At 68.6% G+C, this 20,883-nt stretch carries 14 protein-coding genes; 3 read left to right on the top strand and 11 right to left on the bottom strand.

Going from position 1 to position 20,883, the window contains the following annotated elements; all coding sequences use genetic code 11:
* Positions 1–492: enoyl-CoA hydratase-related protein (locus GAS53_RS46985; protein WP_192583597.1), on the top strand; the 492-nt coding region annotated here is incomplete at its 5' end.
* Positions 493–1,197: 705 nt separating this feature from the next.
* Positions 1,198–3,552, top strand: a complete 2,355-nt coding sequence (locus GAS53_RS46990; protein ID WP_151483923.1) for an ATP-binding protein — start codon at positions 1,198–1,200, stop codon at positions 3,550–3,552.
* Positions 3,553–3,942: 390 nt separating this feature from the next.
* On the opposite strand, the gene sbnA is transcribed toward GAS53_RS46990, so the two are convergent.
* The 6 genes from sbnA to GAS53_RS47020 form a co-directional block, all read right to left on the bottom strand.
* Entirely contained in the window at positions 3,943–4,932 is a 990-nt protein-coding gene (gene sbnA / locus GAS53_RS46995; protein ID WP_151483924.1) for a 2,3-diaminopropionate biosynthesis protein SbnA, read from the bottom strand.
* Between the two features lie 35 nt (positions 4,933–4,967).
* Complete coding sequence (sbnB, locus tag GAS53_RS47000) at positions 4,968–6,062, bottom strand: 2,3-diaminopropionate biosynthesis protein SbnB (protein ID WP_151483925.1); 1,095 nt, start codon at positions 6,060–6,062, stop codon at positions 4,968–4,970.
* On the bottom strand, positions 6,059–7,063 hold the full coding sequence (locus GAS53_RS47005) for a TauD/TfdA family dioxygenase (RefSeq protein WP_151483926.1): 1,005 nt from the start codon (positions 7,061–7,063) through the stop codon (positions 6,059–6,061). The genes sbnB and GAS53_RS47005 overlap by 4 nt, the downstream gene beginning before the upstream one ends.
* Positions 7,064–7,155: 92 nt before the next feature.
* On the bottom strand, positions 7,156–10,560 hold the full coding sequence (locus tag GAS53_RS47010; RefSeq protein WP_151483927.1) for a non-ribosomal peptide synthetase: 3,405 nt from the start codon (positions 10,558–10,560) through the stop codon (positions 7,156–7,158).
* The gene (locus GAS53_RS47015) at positions 10,560–13,022 is read right to left on the bottom strand and encodes a Pls/PosA family non-ribosomal peptide synthetase (protein ID WP_225859551.1); all 2,463 of its coding nucleotides are present in this window, start codon (positions 13,020–13,022) and stop codon (positions 10,560–10,562) included. Before GAS53_RS47015 ends, GAS53_RS47010 begins: the two co-directional genes overlap by 1 nt.
* Before the next feature lie 131 nt (positions 13,023–13,153).
* The gene (locus GAS53_RS47020; RefSeq protein ID WP_404829422.1) at positions 13,154–14,260 is read right to left on the bottom strand and encodes a heparan-alpha-glucosaminide N-acetyltransferase domain-containing protein; all 1,107 of its coding nucleotides are present in this window, start codon (positions 14,258–14,260) and stop codon (positions 13,154–13,156) included.
* Between the two features lie 689 nt (positions 14,261–14,949).
* On the opposite strand from GAS53_RS47020, the gene GAS53_RS47025 reads away from it, so the two are divergent.
* Positions 14,950–15,318, top strand: a complete 369-nt coding sequence (locus tag GAS53_RS47025; protein ID WP_151483930.1) for a hypothetical protein — start codon at positions 14,950–14,952, stop codon at positions 15,316–15,318.
* A 420-nt stretch (positions 15,319–15,738) separates the two neighbouring features.
* On the opposite strand, the gene GAS53_RS47030 is transcribed toward GAS53_RS47025, so the two are convergent.
* The 5 genes from GAS53_RS47030 to GAS53_RS47050 form a co-directional block, all read right to left on the bottom strand.
* The gene (locus GAS53_RS47030) at positions 15,739–16,758 is read right to left on the bottom strand and encodes a polyprenyl synthetase family protein (RefSeq protein WP_151483931.1); all 1,020 of its coding nucleotides are present in this window, start codon (positions 16,756–16,758) and stop codon (positions 15,739–15,741) included.
* Positions 16,755–17,750: a terpene synthase family protein gene (locus tag GAS53_RS47035; protein ID WP_225859550.1), complete on the bottom strand. Its 996-nt coding sequence runs from the start codon at positions 17,748–17,750 to the stop codon at positions 16,755–16,757. The genes GAS53_RS47030 and GAS53_RS47035 overlap by 4 nt, the downstream gene beginning before the upstream one ends.
* Positions 17,751–17,787: 37 nt before the next feature.
* Positions 17,788–19,161, bottom strand: a complete 1,374-nt coding sequence (locus GAS53_RS47040) for a cytochrome P450 (protein WP_151483933.1) — start codon at positions 19,159–19,161, stop codon at positions 17,788–17,790.
* A 713-nt stretch (positions 19,162–19,874) separates the two neighbouring features.
* Positions 19,875–20,270, bottom strand: a complete 396-nt coding sequence (locus GAS53_RS47045) for an amidohydrolase family protein (protein WP_151483934.1) — start codon at positions 20,268–20,270, stop codon at positions 19,875–19,877.
* Positions 20,267–20,455 (bottom strand): hypothetical protein, encoded by a 189-nt coding sequence (locus GAS53_RS47050; RefSeq protein WP_151483935.1) that lies wholly within the window; start codon positions 20,453–20,455, stop codon positions 20,267–20,269. The genes GAS53_RS47045 and GAS53_RS47050 overlap by 4 nt, the downstream gene beginning before the upstream one ends.
* Between the last annotated feature and the right edge of the window lie 428 nt (positions 20,456–20,883).

Genomic DNA, 20,883 nt, shown 5'->3' on the forward strand with positions numbered 1-20,883 from the left:
AAACCGCTGATCGCCGCGGTCGAGGGCTGGGCACTGGCCGGCGGGTGTGAACTCGCGCTGGCGGCGGACATGATCGTCGCCGCGCGGGACGCCAGCTTCGGACTGCCTGAGGTCAAGCGGGGCCTCGTCGCGGCCGGCGGCGGACTGCTGCGGCTTCCCAAGGTGCTTCCGTACCAGCTCGCCATGGAGGTCGCGCTCACCGGCGATCCGCTCTCCGCCGAGAGGGCCCATGCCCACGGGCTGGTCAACGTGCTCACCGAGCCGGGCGGGGCCCTCGCGGGCGCGCGTGAACTGGCCGCGCGGATCGCGCCGAACGGCCCGCTCGCGGTCCGCGCGTCCAAGCAGGTGATGGCGTCGTCGATCGGCTACACCGATGCGGATGCCCACGCCATGCAGCAGGAGTTCACCGCACCCGTACTCGCTTCCACCGACGCGCAAGAAGGCGCCCGAGCGTTCGCCGAGAAACGTGCGCCCGTGTGGAGGGGGGAATGAGCGGGCTCACGCCGCGGATTCCCCTGGCGCTCCCGGTCCTGGGAAGGCCCCGGTTCACTGTTGAAGCACGCCCTCGGCAGCCGGAACGCATCCGGGGCACACGCGCAAGGGGCCTCCCGATTGCGGAACTCGACGCCGGTGTCGGAATGTCCCGGTCGATGCCCGCGATGCGGGTCTAGCCTTCACAAGCGGAACATGGTGCTTTCGCATGGACGTCAGGTTCTACGAGGCACGAGTTGGCCTCATTGCCGGTGTGACGAAGCACCACAAACACATCTTGCCGAGCGCCGGAACCGTGTCCTGCGGCTGGCACGGGTTCCGGCTCCTGCTCTCCCGGCGAACATGTCCCACCCGGGGGGTCTCCCGCGAGTCCCGGCTGTCGGCGAGGGCGGAGGGGCACAGGACGTGCGGCCAAGGCCGCTCTCGACCTCGTGCCCGCGGCCGCCGTCGTCATTGCGACCAACCCCCCGACGGCGGCCGTCAAGCGGGGCACCGCGTCGGCGCCGGACCTCACAGCGTCACCTCGCTGACGGCTCTCTCGCTGAAGAAGGCCGTACCCGAAATCCACCCAGCGCGATCGCCGCTCGTGTACCGGCAGACAGCGGCGGCGGTCGCGGCATGTCTCCGGCTTCGTCCTGCCTGGACCACCGGGTTTGAAGGTGCTGTCGGCCCAGGCTGTTCGATACACCGCTTCAGGGGGGAGTCATGGACGACACAGCGCGGGTCCGTTCCGAGGGCGGACTGCCGGTCGAGCTCACGCGGTTCATCGGCCGCCGGGCCGAAGTGGCCGAGGTCAAGGAGGCGTTGGGTAGGGAGCGGCTGGTCACCCTGATGGGGGTGGGAGGCGTCGGCAAGACCAGGATCGGGCTGCGGGTGGCACGGGAGGTCCAGGAGACGTTTCCGGCCGGGGCGTACTTCGTGGAACTGTCCGAGCTCCGCGATCCAGAGCTGCTGCCGAACGCAGTGTCGTCGGTGGTGGATCTGTCCGAACAGTCCGAGCACCGGACCCCTTCCTCACTGGAAGCGCTCGTCTCCTATTTCGGCGACAAGCGGCTCCTGTTGGTGCTCGACACCTGCGAGCATCTGATCGACGCATGCGCCCGGTTCGTCCAGGCCGTGCTGCGGAGGTGCCCCGAGGCCCGGATCCTCGCCACCACCCGCCAGCCCCTGGACGTACCCGGCGAGTACCTGCTGCACATCGCGCCCCTTGATGCACCGGACCCGGACGACGAGGCAGCGGCGTCCGGCGAACCGTCCGACGCCATGGTGCTGTTCGCCGACCGGGCAGCTTCCGTCCGGCATGGTTTCCGGCTCACCGATGCCAACCGGGACCTGGTCGCACGGATCTGCCACCGTCTGGACGGCATCCCGCTGGCCCTCGAACTGGCCGCCGTACGGCTGCGCGCACTGCCGCTGGAGCAGACGCTGCAACGGCTGGATCACCGGTTCGGGCTGCTCACCCGGGGCAGCCGCGCCGGGCTGTTCCGCCACCAGACGCTGCGTGCCACCATCGACTGGAGCCATGAGCTGTGCTCCGCGTCCGAACAGCTGCTGTGGCGGCGTCTGTCGGTCTTCGCGGGAGAGTTCGAGCTGGCGGCGGTCGAGGAGATCTGCCGCGGCCCGGACCTGCCGGCCGACGAGATCCTGGAGCATCTGATCGGCCTGGTGGACAAGGCCATTGTGCTGCGTGTCGACGCCGGGACCAGCGACGACGAGAAGGACGGCGCCCGCTACCGCATACTCGACACCCTCCGTGAATACGGCCGGGAGCGCCTAGCCGCATTCGGTGAGGAGCGGGAATACCGCTTCCGCCACCGCGACCACTACCTCGCCCTGGCGGTGGAGTTCTCCTCGCAGTGGCTCTCCGACGAGCAGGTTCCCTGGTTCCGGCGCATGCGGCGGGAGCACCCCAACCTGCGCGGGGCGCTGGAGTTCTGCTGCACCACCGAGGGAGAGTCAGCGACGGGACTGGAGATGGCAACCGCCTTGTGGGGGCTGTGGCCCTGCACCGGGCGCGTGGACGAAGGTCATTACTGGCTGGACCGGCTGCTGTCCCTGTGCCCGGATCCGAGTCCGGTCCGGATGCGCGCGCTCTTCGCCCTAGGGGATCTGGCCCTCATGTCCGGCCGGCACGCACGGGGAGCGGAGCTGACGGAGGAAGCGGCGATGCTGGCGGAACTGTACGACGACCCGTCGGCCATGGCGTATGTCACCAAGAACCGCCTGCTGGTGCACAACCTCGCCGGGGAAGCGGCGCGGGCCATGGATCTGCTCACGGAGGCACGCCGCCGCTTCGCAGACCTCGGCGAGCGGGGTGCGGAAGCCTGGGTGATGAGCACGGTGGCGGGTGGCTGCGTCTCCGCGGGCGAGTACGACCCGGCGCTGAAGCTCTGCGAACAAACGCCTGCCGTGCTGGCCGCCCCGCGGGAATGCTGGCTTCTGGGCTGGCTCGCCTGGATGAAGGGGGCAGCCCTGTGGGGCCTGGGCCGGTTCGACGAGTCAGGGGAATCGCTGCGGACAGCTCTGGTGAAGTGCCATCGGATCGACCACACGCAGGGGCTCGCCTTCTCCTTCGACACGCTGGGCTGGCTCGCCGCCGCCGAGGAGCAGTACGAGCAGGCCGCGCTTCACCTCGGTACGGCGACGAAGCTATGGGAGAGGTTCCACGAACCGCGGCTCGGCGCTGCCACCATGCACCAGGCCCATGAGGACGCCGTGGCCAAGGCGCGCCGCGCTCTTGGAGAGGCCCGTTACCGGGAGTTCTTCGACGAAGGCGTGGCCCTGCCACTCGGTCAGGCCATGGCCGGGGTCGTTGATCCTCGTGCCTGCCCCGAGGAGTCAGTGACGGAGCCGGACGCGGACTGGGAGACCCTCACGTCGCGGGAGCAGGAGATCGCCGCGCTGGTGGCGGAGGGCCTGTCGAACCGGCAGATCGCGGAGCGGCTGGTGATCTCGAAACGCACGGTGGACTCGCACATCGGGCACATCATGAGCAAGCTCGGCTACTCGTCGCGGCTCCAGATCGCGACGCACGTCCTCTCACGCGCCCGGAGGAAGTAGGCCGCCCGGACGCCTCCGAACCCTGCCGCCCGCCGTCGGCCGACAGGGTCCGGGGGGAGTCGGCCGCAGCCCGCCCGGACCACGCCTGGTGCCCTCCCCACGGGCGTCGGTGAGCAACCCTCGCGTCACCGTAGGCACCAGATGCCTCCCGCCGGTAGCCGTGACCGCTCCGAGCGGTCACACCGAACGAACGGGCTGCGCCTTTGTGCACCTGCATGATGACGCGGCACCCCACCCGGCGGCATCGGCCAACGTACCGATCCGGGATACCGAACCTGCCGACACGACCGGCTCGGTGCCGAATAGGTACACGACTCGGTATACGGAGCCTGGTCGGTATGCCAGGCACCTGCCCCCGATACGGGGGTAGTCACCTCCTGAGAACGGGGCTCAGACCGACCAGGACAGGGCAGTCGGACGACCGGGACCGAGGACGTCCTCTCCGTAAAGAGCCTGCAGCCAGTTGGTCTGGTAGACGGTGTCGAGGTAGCGCTCGCCGAGGTCCGGGGCGATGGCCACCGCGGTGAGGTCCCGCGCGTCGTGCCGGGCCAGCCAGGCCGCCGCGCCGCTGACCACCGTCCCGGTGGAACCGCCGAACAGGAACCCCCTTCTGGCCAGAAGGTGGCAGGTACGGACGGTGTCTGTCTCCTCGACGCACACCACGTCGTCCACATATGACTCGTCGAGCAACTGTGGACGGACGCTCGTGCCCAGGCCGGGGATCATCCGGCGGCCCGACGCGCCGCCGAAGGTCACTGAGCCGACGCTGTCCACCGCGACGATCCGCACCCGGCGCAGGTGACGCTCCCAGAAGTAGCGCGCACAGCCCATCAGGGTCCCGGTGGTGCCGGCCCCGACGAACAGCACGTCCAGCCGCGGGAACTGGCGGGCGATCGCCGGTGCCGTCCGCCGGTAGTGCGCCTTCCAGTTGTCCGGATTGGCGTACTGGTTGAGCCACACGTACCGGTCGTCGGAGGCGCACAGCGCGCGGACGTAGGCGATCCGGGCGCCGAGGAAACCGCCGTTGGCCTCCGACTCGGCGATGATGTGGACCTGGCTGCCCAACGTCTCCATCAGCTGTCTGGTCGACAGATTGCAGCGCGAGTCGGTCACGCACAGGAACCGGTAGCCCTTGCTCGCCGCGATCATGCTCAGCGCCACGCCCAGGTTTCCGGACGAGGATTCGACCAGGACCGATCCCGGCGTCAGGACTCCGGCCCGCTCGGCCGCCCCCACCATCTCGGTCGCAGCCTTCAGCTTGATCGAGCCGGCGAAGTTGAAGCCTTCGCACTTAAGGAAGAGTGAACGTCCGAGGAACGGCCCGAGGTCGACATAGAGCTCCTCCTCGTTGAAGTCCTGCGGAACACGTATGACTGGCAAGATGGCCCCCAACATCCGCAGCGGCACTCGGCCGCTCATCCGTACCGGCGCACTTCGTGGAAGAAGCCGTCGACGACACGTAACTCGCCGGACCGGACCACCTCGTCGTAGACGTGCTTGCCCACCGCGAGGTCGAGCACCCCGAGGCCGAAGGGCGAGAACACCACCGGCCGGTCCGTCGGCACCGTGATCCGCCCGGCCAGCACGTTGTCCAGCGTGCCGTCCAGGAACTCCCGCCCGCCGGTGAGCTGTTCGGCCAGATGCGGAGAGGTGTCGGCCTTCAGACCATGCTCGACGTCGTCGACGATGTTGGCCGAGGCGAGCACGATCTCCGGCGAGAAGTCGCGCAGCGAGACGTGCAGCACCAGCGAATGATGCGCGAACCACTTCTGGTCGCCGACGTGCGGCCGGGCGGCGACGGTGGCGAAGACCACCAGATCGCTGGAGCGGACCAGCTCCGCGGCACTGTCGTCCACGGTGATCCGGCCGGTGGCGCCCGACTGCTCCAGGTAACCGCGGAAGCCGGCCGCGTTGTCGGCGGACAGGTCGTGCACGCCGATCTCGTCGAATGACCAGCCGATGCCGGCCAAGAAGGTGTGGATGTAGCGGGCGATCAGGCCAACCCCGAAGAACCCGACGCGCGTCGGGCGCCCCCGGCCGCGGGTGAGTCGATCGGCCGCCGACGCCGCCAGCGCGGCCGTCCTGGTGGCGCCGATGATCGAGCTCTCCAGGCAGGCGAACGGGTAGCCGGTGTCGTGGTCGTTGAGGATCAGCACGGCCGAGGCCCGCGGGACGCCGACCGCCACGTTCTCCGGGAAGCTGGAGATCCACTTCAGGCCGTCCACCCGCGTCCGCCCGCCGAGTGAGGCGGGCAGCGCGATGATCCGGGAGGACGGGCGGTCGGGGAAACGCAGGAAGTACGACGGCGGGTTCACCGAGTCACCGGCGCTGTGCCACCCGTAGGCGGTCTCGACCAGCTTCACGATCTGCCGTACGCGCCCCCTCAGCGCGTCCTCGACCTGGACCCCGGGGATGACCGCGAACGGTGGCACGCCGATCGGCCCGGTCGACGCGGACGCCGTCTCGGTAACAGGGGCGGACTCCGTCCCGGTGGCACGGTGGGTGGTCATCGGGCGGTCACCTCGACGGTCGGCGAGCAGTCGGCCAGACGCACCGCGTCGGCCATCGCGACGAGCACCTCGCGCGGTCCCTCGAAGGGTTCCCGGCTGTGCGCGGTACGGATGTTGTCGACGAGCATCAGGTCACCGGCCTGCCACGGCTCACGCACCGTGTGGGTCTCGTAGACCTGGTTGAGCAGTTCCACGAGGTTCTCGTCGATCGGGGCGCCGTTACCGAAGCGGGTGTTGAACGGCAGCCCGTCGGGACCGTAGACGTCGATCAGGTACTCGTGCACCTCGCGGTTCATCGTCCATTCGTTGAGGAACGCGATCTGGTTGAACCAGCTGCGCCGGCCGGTGACCGGGTGGCGGACCACGGCGCTGCGCCGCTGCCTGGTGTGCAGTCCGCCGTCGGACTGCCACTCGAACTCGATCGCGCCGGCGCGGCAGTAGTCCTCGACGGTGCCCCGGTCCGCGGTGCCGAAGGCTTCGGCGAAGGACGTCCCGATCTCGTCGTTGTAGCTGCGGGTGAGCAGCCAGCCTTCCCGCTCGAACCGCTCGGTCAGCTCGGTGGGCAGCGCGTCCAGCACGGCTGGCGAATCGGCCACTCCGGTCGCTCCGCCGTCGGTGGGCGCGATGAGGCACGCGAACAGCATCAGGCCGGGGAACTCAAGCCGGTAGCTCAGTTCGTGGTGCATGCACATCGGCTGGTTCGGCGGCCACTTCGACGAGGAGTACACGCCGTCGGAGTAGGCCCGCCGGGGCGCGAACGCCTCCTTCTCGGTGATCAGACCGGCGGTCAGCCGCCGGAAGACGGCACTGATCGTGGCCGGGTCACGCAGCCCCAGGCCGCGAACCAGCACCGAACCGTGCTCGGCGACGACGGCGCGCAGCGCGTGCCGGTGCTCGGCCGCCCAGCTCGGTGCGTCGTCGGCGGCATCGGCCCGCAGTATCGGGGGTTTGCCGGGTTGCAGGCCCACGTCGAGCGCTGACGTGGAGGATGAGCGCGGCATCTCGATTTCCTTTCTCTCGCGGATCTTCTCTTGCGGGCCCTTACAGGCCCTTGTGGGTTCTTGCGGGTCTTCGCTCGTGGCTCTGTCGCGGCTCAGGAGGAAGTCGAGACCTGGGCGGCGCGCAGGACGGCCCGGGCCGCCTCGGTGGGCCGGGTGCGTGGGAAGTAGTGGCCGCCTTCGGCGAGTTCGTACAGGTCGACCCGGTCGGCCAGGAACTCCCAGTCGCGGTGCCGGTGCGGAAACTCCGCCGTGTTCGGATCGTCGGCCGCCACTATCACGGTGACTGGCGCGGACAGCTTCACCGGTGGCGGGCTCTCCAAGGCGTTGGCGAAATAGCGGTGCGCGGCCACGCAGTCGTGCCGGTAGGCGGCGCCGACGTGCTCGGCGCGCCGTGCATCCAGCTCACCGAATCCAAGGTGACCGCCGTCCGCGCTCAGCCCCGCCGCGATCTCGGCGTCGCTCCGCCGGGCCAGCGCGGTGGCGGCGGCCCGGCGTTCGGCGGCGTCACCGGGTAACTGCGCCCCGAGGAACACCCGTTGGACGTTCACCCCCCGCTCGTGCAGCTTCCTGGCCGTCTCCACGGCGAACGCGGTGCCAGAGGAGTGGCCCCACAGCAGGAGACCGGTCAGGCGGTGCCGGGTGATCTCCGCGACGACCTGGTCGACCACCTGTGCCAGCGACGCGAACGGCTCGCTCTCGGCGGCGAGGTCACGGCCGGGCAGCTCTACTGCGTGGACCGCGAGACCACTGCCCCGCAGTGCCCTGGCCATCGGCTGGAAGTTCACCGCGTTGCCGCCGGCATAGGGGAAGCACACCAGGACACCGGCCCGTGCGCCGTCCGGTTCGTACAGCGGCTGAAGCAGCTCGGAGCGCCAGTCGGCTCCGCCTCTGCGCAACTCGGCACTGCTGCCGACGAACCTGCCCGTGCCGTCGATGGGCTCGGTCCTGTGACCGTCGGCCACCCCGGCCCCGCGCTCACTCATCCCGCCCTGACCGTCGACCACCTCCGCCAGATCGGCGAGGACCGGGTGGCGGGTGACGTCCTTGAGAGACACCGCACGGTCCAAGGCGATCGCCAGCCGCACCGCCGACAGTGACGTACCGCCCCGGTCGAAGAAGTGGTCCCGCCGGCCGACCCGGTCCCGCGGGATGCCGAGTGCCTTCGCCCATGCGGCCGCCAGTCGCCGCTCGGTCGGCGTGATCGGCGCGTGGAAGTCGCCCTCGGCGGTGTCGAGTTCCTCGGCGAGCGCGGTCAGCGTCTTCCGGTCGGTCTTGCCGTTGGCGGTCAGCGGCAGGCTCTCGCGCCAGTGCACGGCTGAGGGAACCATGTACGCGGGCAGCGACCGGGCCAGCCGCTCCCGCGGGACGTCCGCGTCCGCCGGCTCCCGGCCAGAGCAGAAGGCCACCAGATGCGCGCCCCGGGCGACCACCACCGCACAGTCCCGGACGCCAGGCACCCGCAGCAGCGCGTTCTCGATCTCGCCGATCTCGATCCGGAAGCCGCGGATCTTCACCTGGGTGTCCCGGCGGCCGAGGAACTCCAGTTTGCCGTCGGGCAGCCAGCGGCCGTGGTCGCCGCTGCGGTAGAGCCGCTCGCCCGGGCGGTACGGATCCGTGGTGAAGGCCTGACGGGTGCGCTCGGGGTCGTTGACGTACCCGCGGCCGACGCAGACTCCGGAGAAGACGATCTCGCCGGGGGCGCCGAGCGGCACCGGTGACAGGTGCCGGTCGACGACGTAGACGCGCACGTTGTTGACGGGACGGCCGAGCGGCACCCGTGCCCGGTCCGGTCCCCGGTTCATGACCTCGTGGTTGGTGTCGTCGGAGGTCTCGGTCAGCCCGTACGCGTTGACCAGCCCGATCCCGGGCTCGGCCGCGAACCAGCGCTGCACGAGTTCCTTCTTCAGCGCCTCGCCGGTGACCGACACACAGCGCAGGTCCCGCAGTTCGCGGGGGTGCTGCTCCAGCTGGGACAGCACGGCTTCGAGGTACGACGGCACAACCTGGAGCACGCCGGCCCGGCCGCGGACGACGGTGTCGACGAACCGCGGGACGTCCAGGACCGCCTCCTGCTCGACGAGCAGGGTCCGCCCGCCGACCAGGAGCGCGGAGACCAGCTGCCACAGCGAGATGTCGAAGCACTGGGGCGCGGTCTGGGCGACCACCTGGCCCGCGCCGATCCCCAGGTCGTCGATCTTGGCGAGGAGGTGGTTGAGCATGCCCGCGTGCTCGCACATCGCGCCCTTGGGCTCGCCGGTGGAGCCGGAGGTGAAGTAGATGTAGGCGAGCTGGCCGGCCGCGACGGGGATGCCGAGGTCACTGTCGGGGTGGTTCTCCGCGTAGGCCGTGTCGACGTACAGGTTCCGTATGTTTCGCACGTTCCGCGTGCCGGAGAGGGCCTGGTCGAGGGTGGTGGTGCTGCCGCGTTCGGTCAGCACGAGTTCGCAGCCGGCGCGGGTCAGCGTCGTGGCGATGCGCTCGGCGGGGAAGTGCGGCTCGACGGGCAGATACACGCCGCCCGCCTTGAAGACCGCCAGGACGGCGGCCATCCAGTCCAGGTCGCGTTCGGTCACCACGGCGACCACGCCTTCGCGGCGCAGCCCCCGGGCGAGCAGTGCTCGACCCAGCCTATTGGCACGGGAGTTGAGTTCCGCGTACGTCCACCGGCAGTCGCCCCGCACGGCCGCGACGGCGTCCGGGTGCGTGCGCACCCGCTCCTCGAAGAGCTCGTGGACGCGGCGGTCCGGCAGGTCCCGGTGCGGTCCGGCGAGCCCTTCGAGCTGGAAACGGAGCTCCTCGGCGGACAGCAGGCTCTGCCGCCCGTGCTCGGCGTCCGGGTCGGCGGCGATCAGCGTGAGCGCGGTGAGGTGGTAACCGGCGATCCTGGCGGCGCAGTCCGCGTCGAGTACGTCGGTCCGGTACCGCAGCCGCAGCCTGAGCCGGCCGCTCTGTTCAGCGATGCCCACCCGGAGCACGGTCTCCTCGGCGAGTTCGCCGTCGCCGTGGGCCGCGTGTGCCGTACCGGGACGGAGACGGTCGTCGTCGAGGCTGGCCGGATCGAGCACGGTCTCGAACGACCGCTCGGTCAGACCCAGTTCACGCTTGAGGCCGTCGACCGGGAAGTCCTGGTGCGTCCGCAGGTCCGACTCGGCTTGGCGGGCGTCCAACAGCAGCGTCCGCCAGGAGCCTTGTCCAGTGGGCAGCCGGCAGGGGAGCGGCCGGCCGCCCTGGACGGTGACCAGGCCGGTAATGACCTCGGGCTCGCCGGACAGAACGGCGAGCACCTTGCCGTGCGCGGCGAGCAGCACCGAACTCAGCGGCGTCGCAAGCTCGTTTGCGATGCGGCGCAATGCCGCCGCGAGGTCGTCGGGCATCGCTGCCTCGTGTTCGGCGGCGCCTGCCACCGGATCGAGGGTCCAGCGCGGGATCACGGTGAACCCGCTGGCGCCGAGCACTCCGCGCCAGAACTGCTGGTCGGCCTGAGCAGACACTCCCATCAGTACTTCCCCCTCTTCTTTGCCGGTGACGGTGACGGTGCCTGTGCCGAGGCCGCAGTGTCGGGTTGAGCGGGTCGGCAGTGGGCGGCCCGCATCTCCCTGGCCGGGTTTCCTCCCCACCGCGCGTGCCGGGGGACTTCCTCGCCCTTCATCAGGAAGGAGTCGGGGGCGAGCACCGCGCCGTCGCCCATCGTCACGCCGTAGTGGACGAGGGAGCCGACCCCGAGGGTGCAGCCGGCACCGATCGTGATGTGGTCGGACTTGAAGGTGCCGTCCTCCTGCGAGTGGCACTGGATCTTGCTCCCGGCGTTGAGTGTGCAGTCGTCCCCGAGGGCGACGAGCGTCCGCTCCGTCACATGGACGCCGTCGTCGAAGAGCCGCTTGCCGAGCCGGACGCCCAGGAGCCGCCAGATCACGTTCTTGAACGGGGTTCCATTGAAGACGGTGAGGTAGGTGTCGGGAACCTTCCAGAGACGCTCGTGCAGCCAGAAGCGCCGGTCGTAGATGGAGCACAACTGCGGGCGCAGCCTGCGGAATCCGGAGATGGCGCGCTCCACCAGCACGAAGTAGAAGGCGGTGAACACCAGGCTGAGCACCAGGGACACCGTGGCCATCACATGCCCGAGAGCGTCGTAGGAGTCGACGACCGCTAGACCGAGCAGCGTCAGCACGAAGAAGTGCAGCCACCGTACGAGGAGGAAGAGGCCCATCGTGCGGAGGTTGTAGCGGTTCTTCGCTGCGAGCCGGCGGCGCAGTTCGCCACCGGTCCGCAGATGGTCGAACCGGCTGTCGCGCTCCACCGATCGCGGGATCTCGAAGGGCGGCGAGCCCAGCAACCCCACTCCTTCGCGGACCTCTCCGTCGAGCGGGACCATCACCTTCGTCGCGAGGAGGCAGTTGTCGCCCGTCCTGCCGCCCGAGGGATAGGCGATGGCGTTCCCGAGGAAGTTGCGCGGTCCGATCGACGCCCGGGACACACGGAAGGACGTACTGGAGAACTCCGCGTTGGTGATCGACAGCCCGTTGGCGACCATCGTTCCGCTGCCGACGGAACACAGGTACGGGGTCTCGTGCTGCACCTCCGTGCCGAAATTCGACCCGGTCTGCTCGACGTGGGAGAGGTCGTACCCGAGGCCGCGCAGGTAGGGGACGATGTAACTGCTGTCCCCGCAGAGCCACTTGAAGAACTTGATGTTGGTGATGCGGGTGATCGCCCGGTGCACCGAGTAGTGGAAGCCGTACAGCGGATAGATCCTGTCCGGCTCGATCACCAGGTTCAGCAGGCGCGGCACGGTGCACAGCGCGGCGAGGCCCAGCACGACGAAGCCGAGGAACAGCGCGAGGGACAGGAGCAGCGCGTCGGTGTAGAGCGCCGGAGACGTGAGGTCTGCCGCGCCCGGGCCCAGCACCTCGCCCAGCAGCATGTAGATGCCGCCGACGGCCAACGGCATGTTCAGGAACAGCACTTGGAGCAGGGCGAAAGCCCCGAAGCCCGCCCGGCGCAGCGTGCCGCAGTCCGCCGGTGCGAGCCCCAGGTAGTCCAGCTCCGTGTGCTGTGCCGGGGACCCGTGCCACCGCTGGCCGGGCGGTACCGCTTCGCCGCTCTGCAGGGCGGACGTGTGGCCGAGCTGCGCCCCGTCGCCCATCGACGTGTTGATGTCGAGCACGGTCTTCTCGCCGACGAACACGTCCCGGCCGAGGGTGACCGGACCCGTCTGGATCCGCCCGGCATGGGCCCGGTAGCAGAGGAAGAACGACTCCTTGCGGATCACCGAGCCGGCGCCGACGGTGAGCAGGTCGGTGCAGACCGGCACGGTGCGGGAGAGGATCACGACCCCCTTGCCGATCCGTGCTCCGAGGGCCCGCAGATACAGCACGTACAGCGGATTGCCGACGAACAAGATCATCGGATTGGCGTGGAGTAACACCTTGACGGTCCAGAAGCGCAGATAGGTCGGACCCCAGACCGGGAACTCGCGTGGTGTCCAGCGGCCGATGAGGATCCACTTGGCCATGATCGGGAAGGCGCACACGCCGACGAAACAGGCACCGCCGAAGAGGACCGACCGCAGGTAGAGGTCCGGCAGTCCCGAGCCGGCGGAGACCCACTCGTAGCCCCGGGCGGTGACGAGTCCGGCCAGGGAGCAGTATCCGAAGAAGAGCAGGAACTGCAGGGCTCCGCAGAGGACGTACCGCGGCGTACTGGCCGGCATCGTCACTTCGGCCGGCGCCGGTGCCGGCGGCCCGGCGGGGGCCGCGTCCGCGAGCGCCGCGGCCAGGCTGCGGATCGTCGGGTGCCGGTAGATGTCCCTCATCGACACCGACGGCAGGTCCTCCCGCTTTCTGACCCGTGCGCAGAAGTGGGCCATCACCAGCGAGTTGGCGCCGAGGTCGTCGAAGAAGTGGCTGTCGGCCGCGACCTGTTCGACGCGTACGACGGCGGCCAGTATCTCGGCGAGCATCCTCTCGGTGCCGACCGCCCTGGCGGCGTACCCGTCGTGGGCGGTTGCGGATCCCGTCGGTCCGACTGTCGAGTCGACTGTCGAGACCTCGCCAGAGTCTCCCACTACATCAGCTCTTTCATGACTAATGGCTATATCTGTGGATTGATCATCTTCCATTGGTATTCAGAGGGAGTGATGTTCGGATTGCCGCTATACCCGGTCATCCGGACTGCGCGGCCGCTCTCCGGTGGACCTGTTTCGTGGAGCGGGAGAGCGCGGCTTCGAGCGGCCCGTGTCAGGAGCAGCAGGGCTCCGAGCAGTGCCGTTGCCGCACCGAGCGTGTGGAGCATGTCGAACGGCGTGGTCGAGTGCGGGGCGCGGGAGATCAGAGACCACCAGGTGGGGCGATCCGGGGTGTCCCACAGGACGGCGTCGTGCGCTTCGTGCCAGTGCGTCCCCGGGTATCCGGCCTGCCACAACTGCCTTGGCCCGCCCAACCGGAAGAGCCACAGGGACGAGGCGAACCAAGCACCGGCCGCCAGTGCGAGCCTGCCGCCGAAGAGCTGGACGGCGACCCGGGCCGAGCCCAGGTCGAGTCGGCCGATGGCGAGACCGGCGCAAATGCACGTCGGCCACGCCGCCGCGGGATAGTCGCCCACGACGAGCAGGTCCACCGCGACAGCGATCAGATCGGTGAAGACGTGGGTGAGCGTGGGGTCGCCGTCGAAACGAGGGGCGAGGAGCCTGCCCGCCGCTGCGTGGACGATGATCGGCGCCACCACGGCGATGCCGAGGGCGGCGCAGGCCAGCGTCCGCGGCCGGAGTCCCAGCAACGGGAGTGCGAGCAGGAAGAGCAGGGCGTAGCACGGCAGGATCACGCCAACGTCCAAGTCCGCCGCGTTGGACACGTAGCCGAGCAGCAGGCCGACCAGGCCGATGAGCGGGGCCCGGACGGCGGTAGCTGCTTTGACGGTTCGTCCGGGGACCGGGTGCCGTCCCCCGGTGGTGAACGCCAGGCCGACCCCGGTCAGCACGACAAAGGTCGCCGCGGAGCGTCCGCCCGCGACCATCCAGGCCACGGACGGCGATGCGTCACTGTCGAGCGGGGTGAAGACGTGTACGGCGAACATGCCGAGCAGGGCAAGGCCTCTGGCCGCGTCGACGCCGATGATGCGCGGCTTGTCGCGGTGGTCGGCCGGAGCACGGTGTCCCTCGGCAGGGGGAGTTGGGGAAGGTGGGCGCCTCGGCGGGCGCAAGGCTCGCATCGGTGTCGACGACCTCGGCAGTCAGGTGGGGGGCAGGAAGCACGCGCACTCCGCGGGAATGCCGGTCGCTGATCGCGGGTGCTTCAGCGTGTCTCCTTCGGGCGGGCTTCCTGTCACCGATGTGGGCGTGTGGTGAATCCTCCGGATCTTCGCTGCGGTGACGCAAGATGGACTGGGCATGGCCATGAAATTCTCCCGTGGGAAACGCATTGGATTCCCCGTGCGTCGGTCACTGCAATAGGAAGAAAGGTGAATGCTGTAATACGCGAAAGGGCACACCGAGGGGAATCGCTGTCAAGGATGTGCGTGAAGTGATACCTCGCGGCATGAGTGCTGAGCCCAGTGTCGCGGCATGCCTGTGCACTCTTTGGTCAGGCGGGACGCGTTGTCCTCCATAGGGTGCATGGTGGAACGGAATGCAATCCGGATTCTTCTGCATGCCCCGTGAACGGGTCAAGGGGTGAAATACCCTTTACGATTTTACGTGGCCTGTTCTGCCCTCATGCAGGCGGTCGCCCGATCTGTTTCCCCGCCTCACCGGCGACTTTTCGGAAAGACCGGAAGAGCCGTTTGGCCATTCCGTTTCCATCCCGAGTGATTCAGTCACCCGGGGCGCGGCGGAAATTTGATTTTTCTACCTTCCTGCGGTTTCTGGTGAGTTATTTTTCAATTTCTGTCGCATGACGCGGACGCAGGGGGCGTACCCGCAGGCGGCGGTGGGACAGCGGCTGCGGACGGGACGGCTGCGCAGCGCCGCAGTCCAGAGCCGCCGGACAGATGGAGCTGCCAGTCAACCGGACACGGCCGAGCCCGACTTCACGGCGGTGGCGGACGACCTTGCCCTTGGGCTGAGGCTGCTGATCGAGCGCACCGCGGGCGAGTACGCACACCACAACCTTGATCGGCTCGCCATCGAACAGGCAGTCGGAGGGCTGCGCCGCCTCGTCACTGCCCTGCGAACGCGGCCGGTCTGCAAGCGCTCGTCTTCGTCCTGCACACCCTGGCCATCGAACGCGGCCAAGCGGCGGCCGACCACATCCGCGGGGTGACGGACCTTCGGGACGGGGTCGCAGGGTAATCAGCCACAGCAGTCATATTGCGGCCCAGGCGATGCCGATCGGCCGGCCGATCTTCTCAACCCGCAGGACCGCGACCGGCACGTCACCGCCGTACAGCTCGAGATGTCCAGGACGGCACCGGCCAGGTGCGCGGCGAAACACCACCACCGGAACCCACAACTTGGTTACGGCACGACCAGCCGGACCCCCAGGACGAGTCGGGCGCTCCGCTGCGGCGCCTCGTCAACCGCGCGGGTCACGCGGATGACGAGTAACTGGCACGGTTGGAGGCTGCCCTTGCGGCGTCCGGACTGCTCGTCGCCTGGGTCAGCCCGCGGGGAAGGCTGTCCACGCAGGACGGGACGCTGATCGCTGGCCTGCCCCCGGGCAGCGGGCGTGCTGGGGGACAGGTCAGTGTTGTCGGTGTGTGACCATCTCCGCCAGGGAGGCCAGCGCTCGGGCGCCTTCGGGCCCTGGGGCGGCGGCCGCCAGCGCGGTGAGTGCTGCGGAGCGATGCCGTGCCGCTTCGTGTTCGGCCCAGGTCCGAGCGCCCGCCTGCTCGATCAGCTGGGCGGCCTCGCGGATTTCGTTCTCGGTCAGCGGCTGGACGTCCCGGTGGTACAGCTCGGCCAGTCTCCGTGCTTCGGGGCCCTTGGCGGAAAGGGCTGCCACAACCGGCAAGGACTTCTTGCGCCGCCGAAGATCTGAGCCGACTGGTTTGCCGGATACGGAACTGTGCCCCCAGATGCCCAGCAGGTCGTCGATGAGCTGGAACGTCAGCCCGAGATGGTGTCCGAACCGCCGCAGGGCGCTCGTCTGCCGCGCAGTGGCGCTCGCGACCAGTGCGCCGAGCGCGCACGCGCCGGAGAACAGCGCTGCCGTCTTGTCGGCGGCCATCTCCAGGCATTCGTCGAGGCCGACATCCGTGCGTTGTTCGAAGGCCAGGTCCGCGCCCTGGCCGGCGACCAGCGTGACCAGTACGTCGCACAGTTCGTGGACGATGGCCGGGTGTTCGGCCAGTTCCTCCATCGCCACGATGAGCAGCGCATCCCCTGTGAGCACCGCCTGGGCGTCGCCGAAGAGCGACCAGGCGGACGGACGACTGCGGCGCACCGCATCCCGGTCCATGAAGTCGTCGTGGAGCAGGGTGAAGTTGTGGATCAGTTCCACCCCGGCAGCCGCTCCCACGGCCCGTTCCGGCGCTATGCCCATGGCCTGGGCGGAGGTCAGGACCAATGCTCCGCGGACCCCCTTGCCCCAGTCGCCGTCGGCCGGATGGCCGGCCTGGTCCTGCCAGCCGAAGTGATAGCCCGCCACGGTGCGCACGGGCTCGGGGAGCCGGGTCACGGCCTTGCGCAGGGTGGGCTCCGTCAGCTGGCGGGCATGGGCAAGGAGTTGCCAGGCGTTCTGGTCGGGAGGCTCGCAGGTCACTGGTCCACGCCCATCATCACGGCTTCCAGATAGGTGTCCGGCCCGTCGTCCATGTGGCCCGACGTATAGCGCTGCGTCTGCCGTGACCAGTCGAGATTGCCGCGCATCCACGTCCGCATCCCGGCGAGGCAGGGGCCCAGTCGGGCCATGTCACCGGGAAAGCCGTGGCGCAGTTCGTCCTCCGCCGCCAGGTACAGCGCCAGCTGCGCGGCGATGGCCGCACACACCTCCTTCACAGCCTCGGGCTCATCGAATCGGCGATGGTGCTGCACTACGCGGACCAGGTTGTGCACCTCGCCGAGGGAGCGTTCCTTGTCGAGCGAGTACACGTCGTTGACCCAGCACACCACGTTGCAGGCGGCATCCAGGGCATTGCGAAAGGCAGGTGTGCCGTAGATCGGCGGGGGCACCTCGACCCCTTCGACGATCTCTATCAGGTCCATGCAGACGTAGATTGCGCCGGTGTGGCGGCGATGGGCGATGTACGCCTCCTCGGACGGCACCGATCCGCGCATGCGGTTGCGGGCCTCCCAGACGGTTGCCGTGGTCAGGCACTGGGCGAGATGGCTCACGAATCGGTTCCGCCATACGTACGTTGCGTGGGCGGTTGTGCGCCGCCACAGGTCGGAGAGTGCCCCGATGACAGGGGCCAACGGTGGACCGGGCGCGGGTGGAGGGTTCGCCAGGACGTCGCGCATCTGCCCGGTGACCTCCGCCATGCGTTCCGGACGGCGGCCGAAGTCTCCGTCGTCCAACTGGTCGTCGAGCAGGAAGAGCCAGGCGAACCAGTCCGCCATCAGCTCGAGTTCCTCGGGGCCGGCTGTGGGGTACACCAGGGCCGCGAATCGGCCGAAGTCGGCCCGCTCGAACCGCTTCCGTGCGGGAGCGCTGCGGACCAGACCGGCGCGGTGGGTCCAGACCGTCAGATGCTCGCGGGCCCGATGCGTGTGAGGGTTGACCGAGTATGGGAAGGGGCAGTCGACGTTCGGCACGGGGGTGCCTCCAGCGGTCTGTCGGTTGTGGGGCAGATCAGCGGCATACGAGGCGGAGATGGATCCCGCCTCGCGGGTGCAGAGTTATGAGCGGTTCGGGCTCCACCTTCCGGGCGTCCTCCGGCAGTACGAGCCGGTGTCTGCGGGCGACCATGGCCAGGGCCAGAGTGAGTTCGGCCAGCGCGAAGTGCTTGCCGATGCAGACGCGTGGCCCGCTGCCGAAGGGGATGTATGCGTGCTTGGGGCGGACCGAGACGCGTTCAGGGGCGAAGTTGTCCGGGGCGAATCGTTCCGGCTCCGGCCAGAACTCCGGATGCCGGTGTAGCAGGTAACTGTTGATGAGAATGTTGCTACCGGCGGGGATGCGGTACCCGGCGATGGCGTCCTCTTCGCGTGCGTGACGCATGGTCTGGTAGGCGGGGGAGTAGAGGCGCAGCGTCTCATCGATGATCATCCGGGTGTACACGAGCCGAGGCAGGTCCTCGAACTGGGGAATCCGGCCGCCGAGCACCCGATCAACCTCGTCGTGCAGCCGCCCTTCGACCTCCGGATGCCGAGCCAGCAGATACAACCCCCACGACAGTGCGTTCGTCGTGGTCTCGTACGCCCCGATGCAGATATTGAGCACCTCGTGGTGGAGCTGCTCCGCCTCCATGCCCGTACCGTCCTCTTCGTCCACACTGCGCAGCAGCAGGGTCAGCAGATCGGCGGGAGTGCCGGGTACACCGGTCGTCTCCTCTTCCCCGAGTCGTTTGTTGATCATGTCTGAGACGAAGCGGTCCATGTGGTCGATGGCCTGGCGCAGTCGGTGGTGCCGGGGCGTGGGCACGCTCAGCGGCGGGAACGGGAAGCGGAAGAAGGAGCCGAGGATGCTGTTGGCGGTACCGAAGGCACGCTCGAACTCCTGGGCAGCGCGGCTCACATCCGCGCTGAACAGTGAGCGGTTGACGACGCGGAGCGCCAACTGGCCTATTTCGTCCGTGACATCGAGCAGTGCTTCGTCCGCTTGTCGGCGCCGCTCCCAGCGAGCCAGCATGCGTTCTGTCTCGTCCGTCATATTGCGGGCGAAGCCGGCGATGGTGCGCGGGGTGAACAAGGGTGCCATCATGCGGCGCTGGCGGCGCCACAGTTCCCGGTCGGCCACGGCGATCAACCCGTTCCGCAGCACGGGCCTGACTACTTTGAAGATGATCGTGTCCTTGTCGTACCGGTCGTCTTCGTCGACCAGGATGTGCCGGATGTGATCCGGGCGGTTGGCCAGCACCATCGGGACACCGAGCAGGCGGAACCGGAACAGATCGCCGTGGTGGCGGACGCCGGCGGCCAGGAAGCCCAGTTGGTCTCGTTTGAACCTGAGCGCACCGCCGAGTCCGCCCCGAGAAGTGAGTGTGGGCAGTTCCTTGAGAGACATGGGTGTCAGCACCTCCGTACCCACAGAGGAATGCTCTTTCCAGGGTGCAGGGTGAGCAGAGTGGCGGGTGAACAGAGTGATGAAGGCGTCAGAATTTTTCGCCTCGCGATGTAATTGTGGTCGCAGGGCGCTGACGAACTGTTATATGATCTCGTTCGGATATGGGCGAATCTCGGCGCTCCGGCCCGATCCCGCGCTATTCCTTCAACAGGGATGCTGCCACGTTCGTCAGGGGGTGGCGAGGCTACTTCGGCGCAGTATTTTGTTATTTCCGCCACAATGAACGCCAGTTACAGGCGAGGTGGGGAACGACCTGCTCAACCCGCGCTTGGCGGACGGAGAGGACGAAGTTCCCGTTCAGGGGTGTATCGATGTGGCTTGGGTCGAGACCGGCGTGGTGTTGCACGTCACCCGCACAGCAACCCGGGACCGGTAGCCCTAGTGGGATTTGAAGTCATGGCACCATTTCCATATATTTGACCATTCGACTCATGCTTGGGCCTGGTTTGATGTTCTGGAGTATTGCGCCGGACTTCGCATCTCGGAAAGGTTGCTGAGTGCGGCCCGAAAGGGATGGTGTGTGAACAGGGTCCCCTCTCTTGCTCTGCTGTTGACTCAAATTGCTTGAATGGCGAATAAGTCATCGGGTGGCATTGGGCGGAGAAAAAGGTTGGCTCTCGAATCACAGCGCTTCCGGCCGCCGTTCAGGAGGGTCAGGATGCGCCGCCCGATGCGTGCGGCTCGTTATCGTCAAGTCCCAGCAGCCGGGCCGCGTTGCCCCGCAGCCAGTCGTGCATGACCGCGTCGCCCAGGCCGAGGCCGGCGACCTCGTGCCCCGCGACGGTCCTCAGGTCCAGGTGGCGTCCCGCGATGACGTCGATGGCCCGGGGATGGGGCAGCTTGTTCGGCCGGCGCGTGCACAGGTGGTGCCCGGTGTGGATCACCACTGGTGTCCTCAGCTGCTCGGCGACCGCGAACACCTCCGAGTAACGTGGGGCTTGCGGCTCGATGCCGTCGCGGAACGCGATGACGTGACGCCGCGCGTCCCCAGAGCGTGGCAGGGCTCCTCCAGCGCGGCAGGCGGATCGCTCAGGTTCAGGCCTGCTCATGCCTGCACCCGGTGCGGGGTCAGCGCCGCGAAGGCGGCCACGCGGGTATTGGCGCTGTCGCCGTCGGGAAGCCGGGCGCTGGAGCCCATCAGCACCTGGTAGGCGATGCCCAACTCGTATCTCGTATATAGCGCGCAGATGCGCCGCCGAGCCCAGGTCATGGAGCAGGCGCGCGACGAGGACATCGACGGCCGAGTCCAAGTCGCCCGTGTCCAGACAGTGGCGGTAGGCGGCGAAGTCCGCGCCGAACACCGTGGTCATGTGGCGGCCGAAGGCCCGCAGATACACCGGTGCCTGCCCATCCAGGTCGCGAATTACGCGCCCCACGACTCCCGGTCGTGCACCAGCGCGCACATGTCGAGCACGTTTGGGCCGGTCGCACCGTACGTTCCGCTCGTATCGCTCTTGTCGGTGAAGGCCAAGACCAGCTCTGGTCCCGGGCGCGGTCGGCGCGCGCCCGTTTTGGGCTGATCTAGCCGAGCAGCCTTGGCCAGCCTCGTCTCCGGAGTCGTCGGATCCGCCGCAGTGGGCCGGTGCGGGAGTCCAGTCGGCCGGTGCCATGCGACAGGTCGCGGCGTGACAGTTCCTTGGCAGTCTCTCTTCTCGTTCGTGC

The organism is Streptomyces albicerus (genome assembly GCF_008905045.1).
Taxonomy (GTDB): Bacteria; Actinomycetota; Actinomycetes; order Streptomycetales; family Streptomycetaceae; genus Streptomyces; species Streptomyces albicerus.

Bases quoted from the DNA above. Each gene is read 5' to 3' on its own strand.
- GAS53_RS47010 (WP_151483927.1), bottom strand. From the start codon at position 10,560: ATGGGAGTGTCTGCTCAGGCCGACCAGCAGTTCTGGCGCGGAGTGCTC.
- GAS53_RS47045 (WP_151483934.1), bottom strand. From the start codon at position 20,270: ATGAGCAGGCCTGAACCTGAGCGATCCGCCTGCCGCGCTGGAGGAGCC.
- GAS53_RS47015 (WP_225859551.1), bottom strand. From the start codon at position 13,022: ATGCTCGCCGAGATACTGGCCGCCGTCGTACGCGTCGAACAGGTCGCG.
- GAS53_RS47040 (WP_151483933.1), bottom strand. From the start codon at position 19,161: ATGTCTCTCAAGGAACTGCCCACACTCACTTCTCGGGGCGGACTCGGC.
- GAS53_RS47025 (WP_151483930.1), top strand. From the start codon at position 14,950: ATGACGCGGACGCAGGGGGCGTACCCGCAGGCGGCGGTGGGACAGCGG.
- GAS53_RS46990 (WP_151483923.1), top strand. From the start codon at position 1,198: ATGGACGACACAGCGCGGGTCCGTTCCGAGGGCGGACTGCCGGTCGAG.
- GAS53_RS47005 (WP_151483926.1), bottom strand. From the start codon at position 7,063: ATGCCGCGCTCATCCTCCACGTCAGCGCTCGACGTGGGCCTGCAACCC.
- GAS53_RS47050 (WP_151483935.1), bottom strand. From the start codon at position 20,455: ATGTCCTCGTCGCGCGCCTGCTCCATGACCTGGGCTCGGCGGCGCATC.
- sbnB (WP_151483925.1), bottom strand. From the start codon at position 6,062: ATGACCACCCACCGTGCCACCGGGACGGAGTCCGCCCCTGTTACCGAG.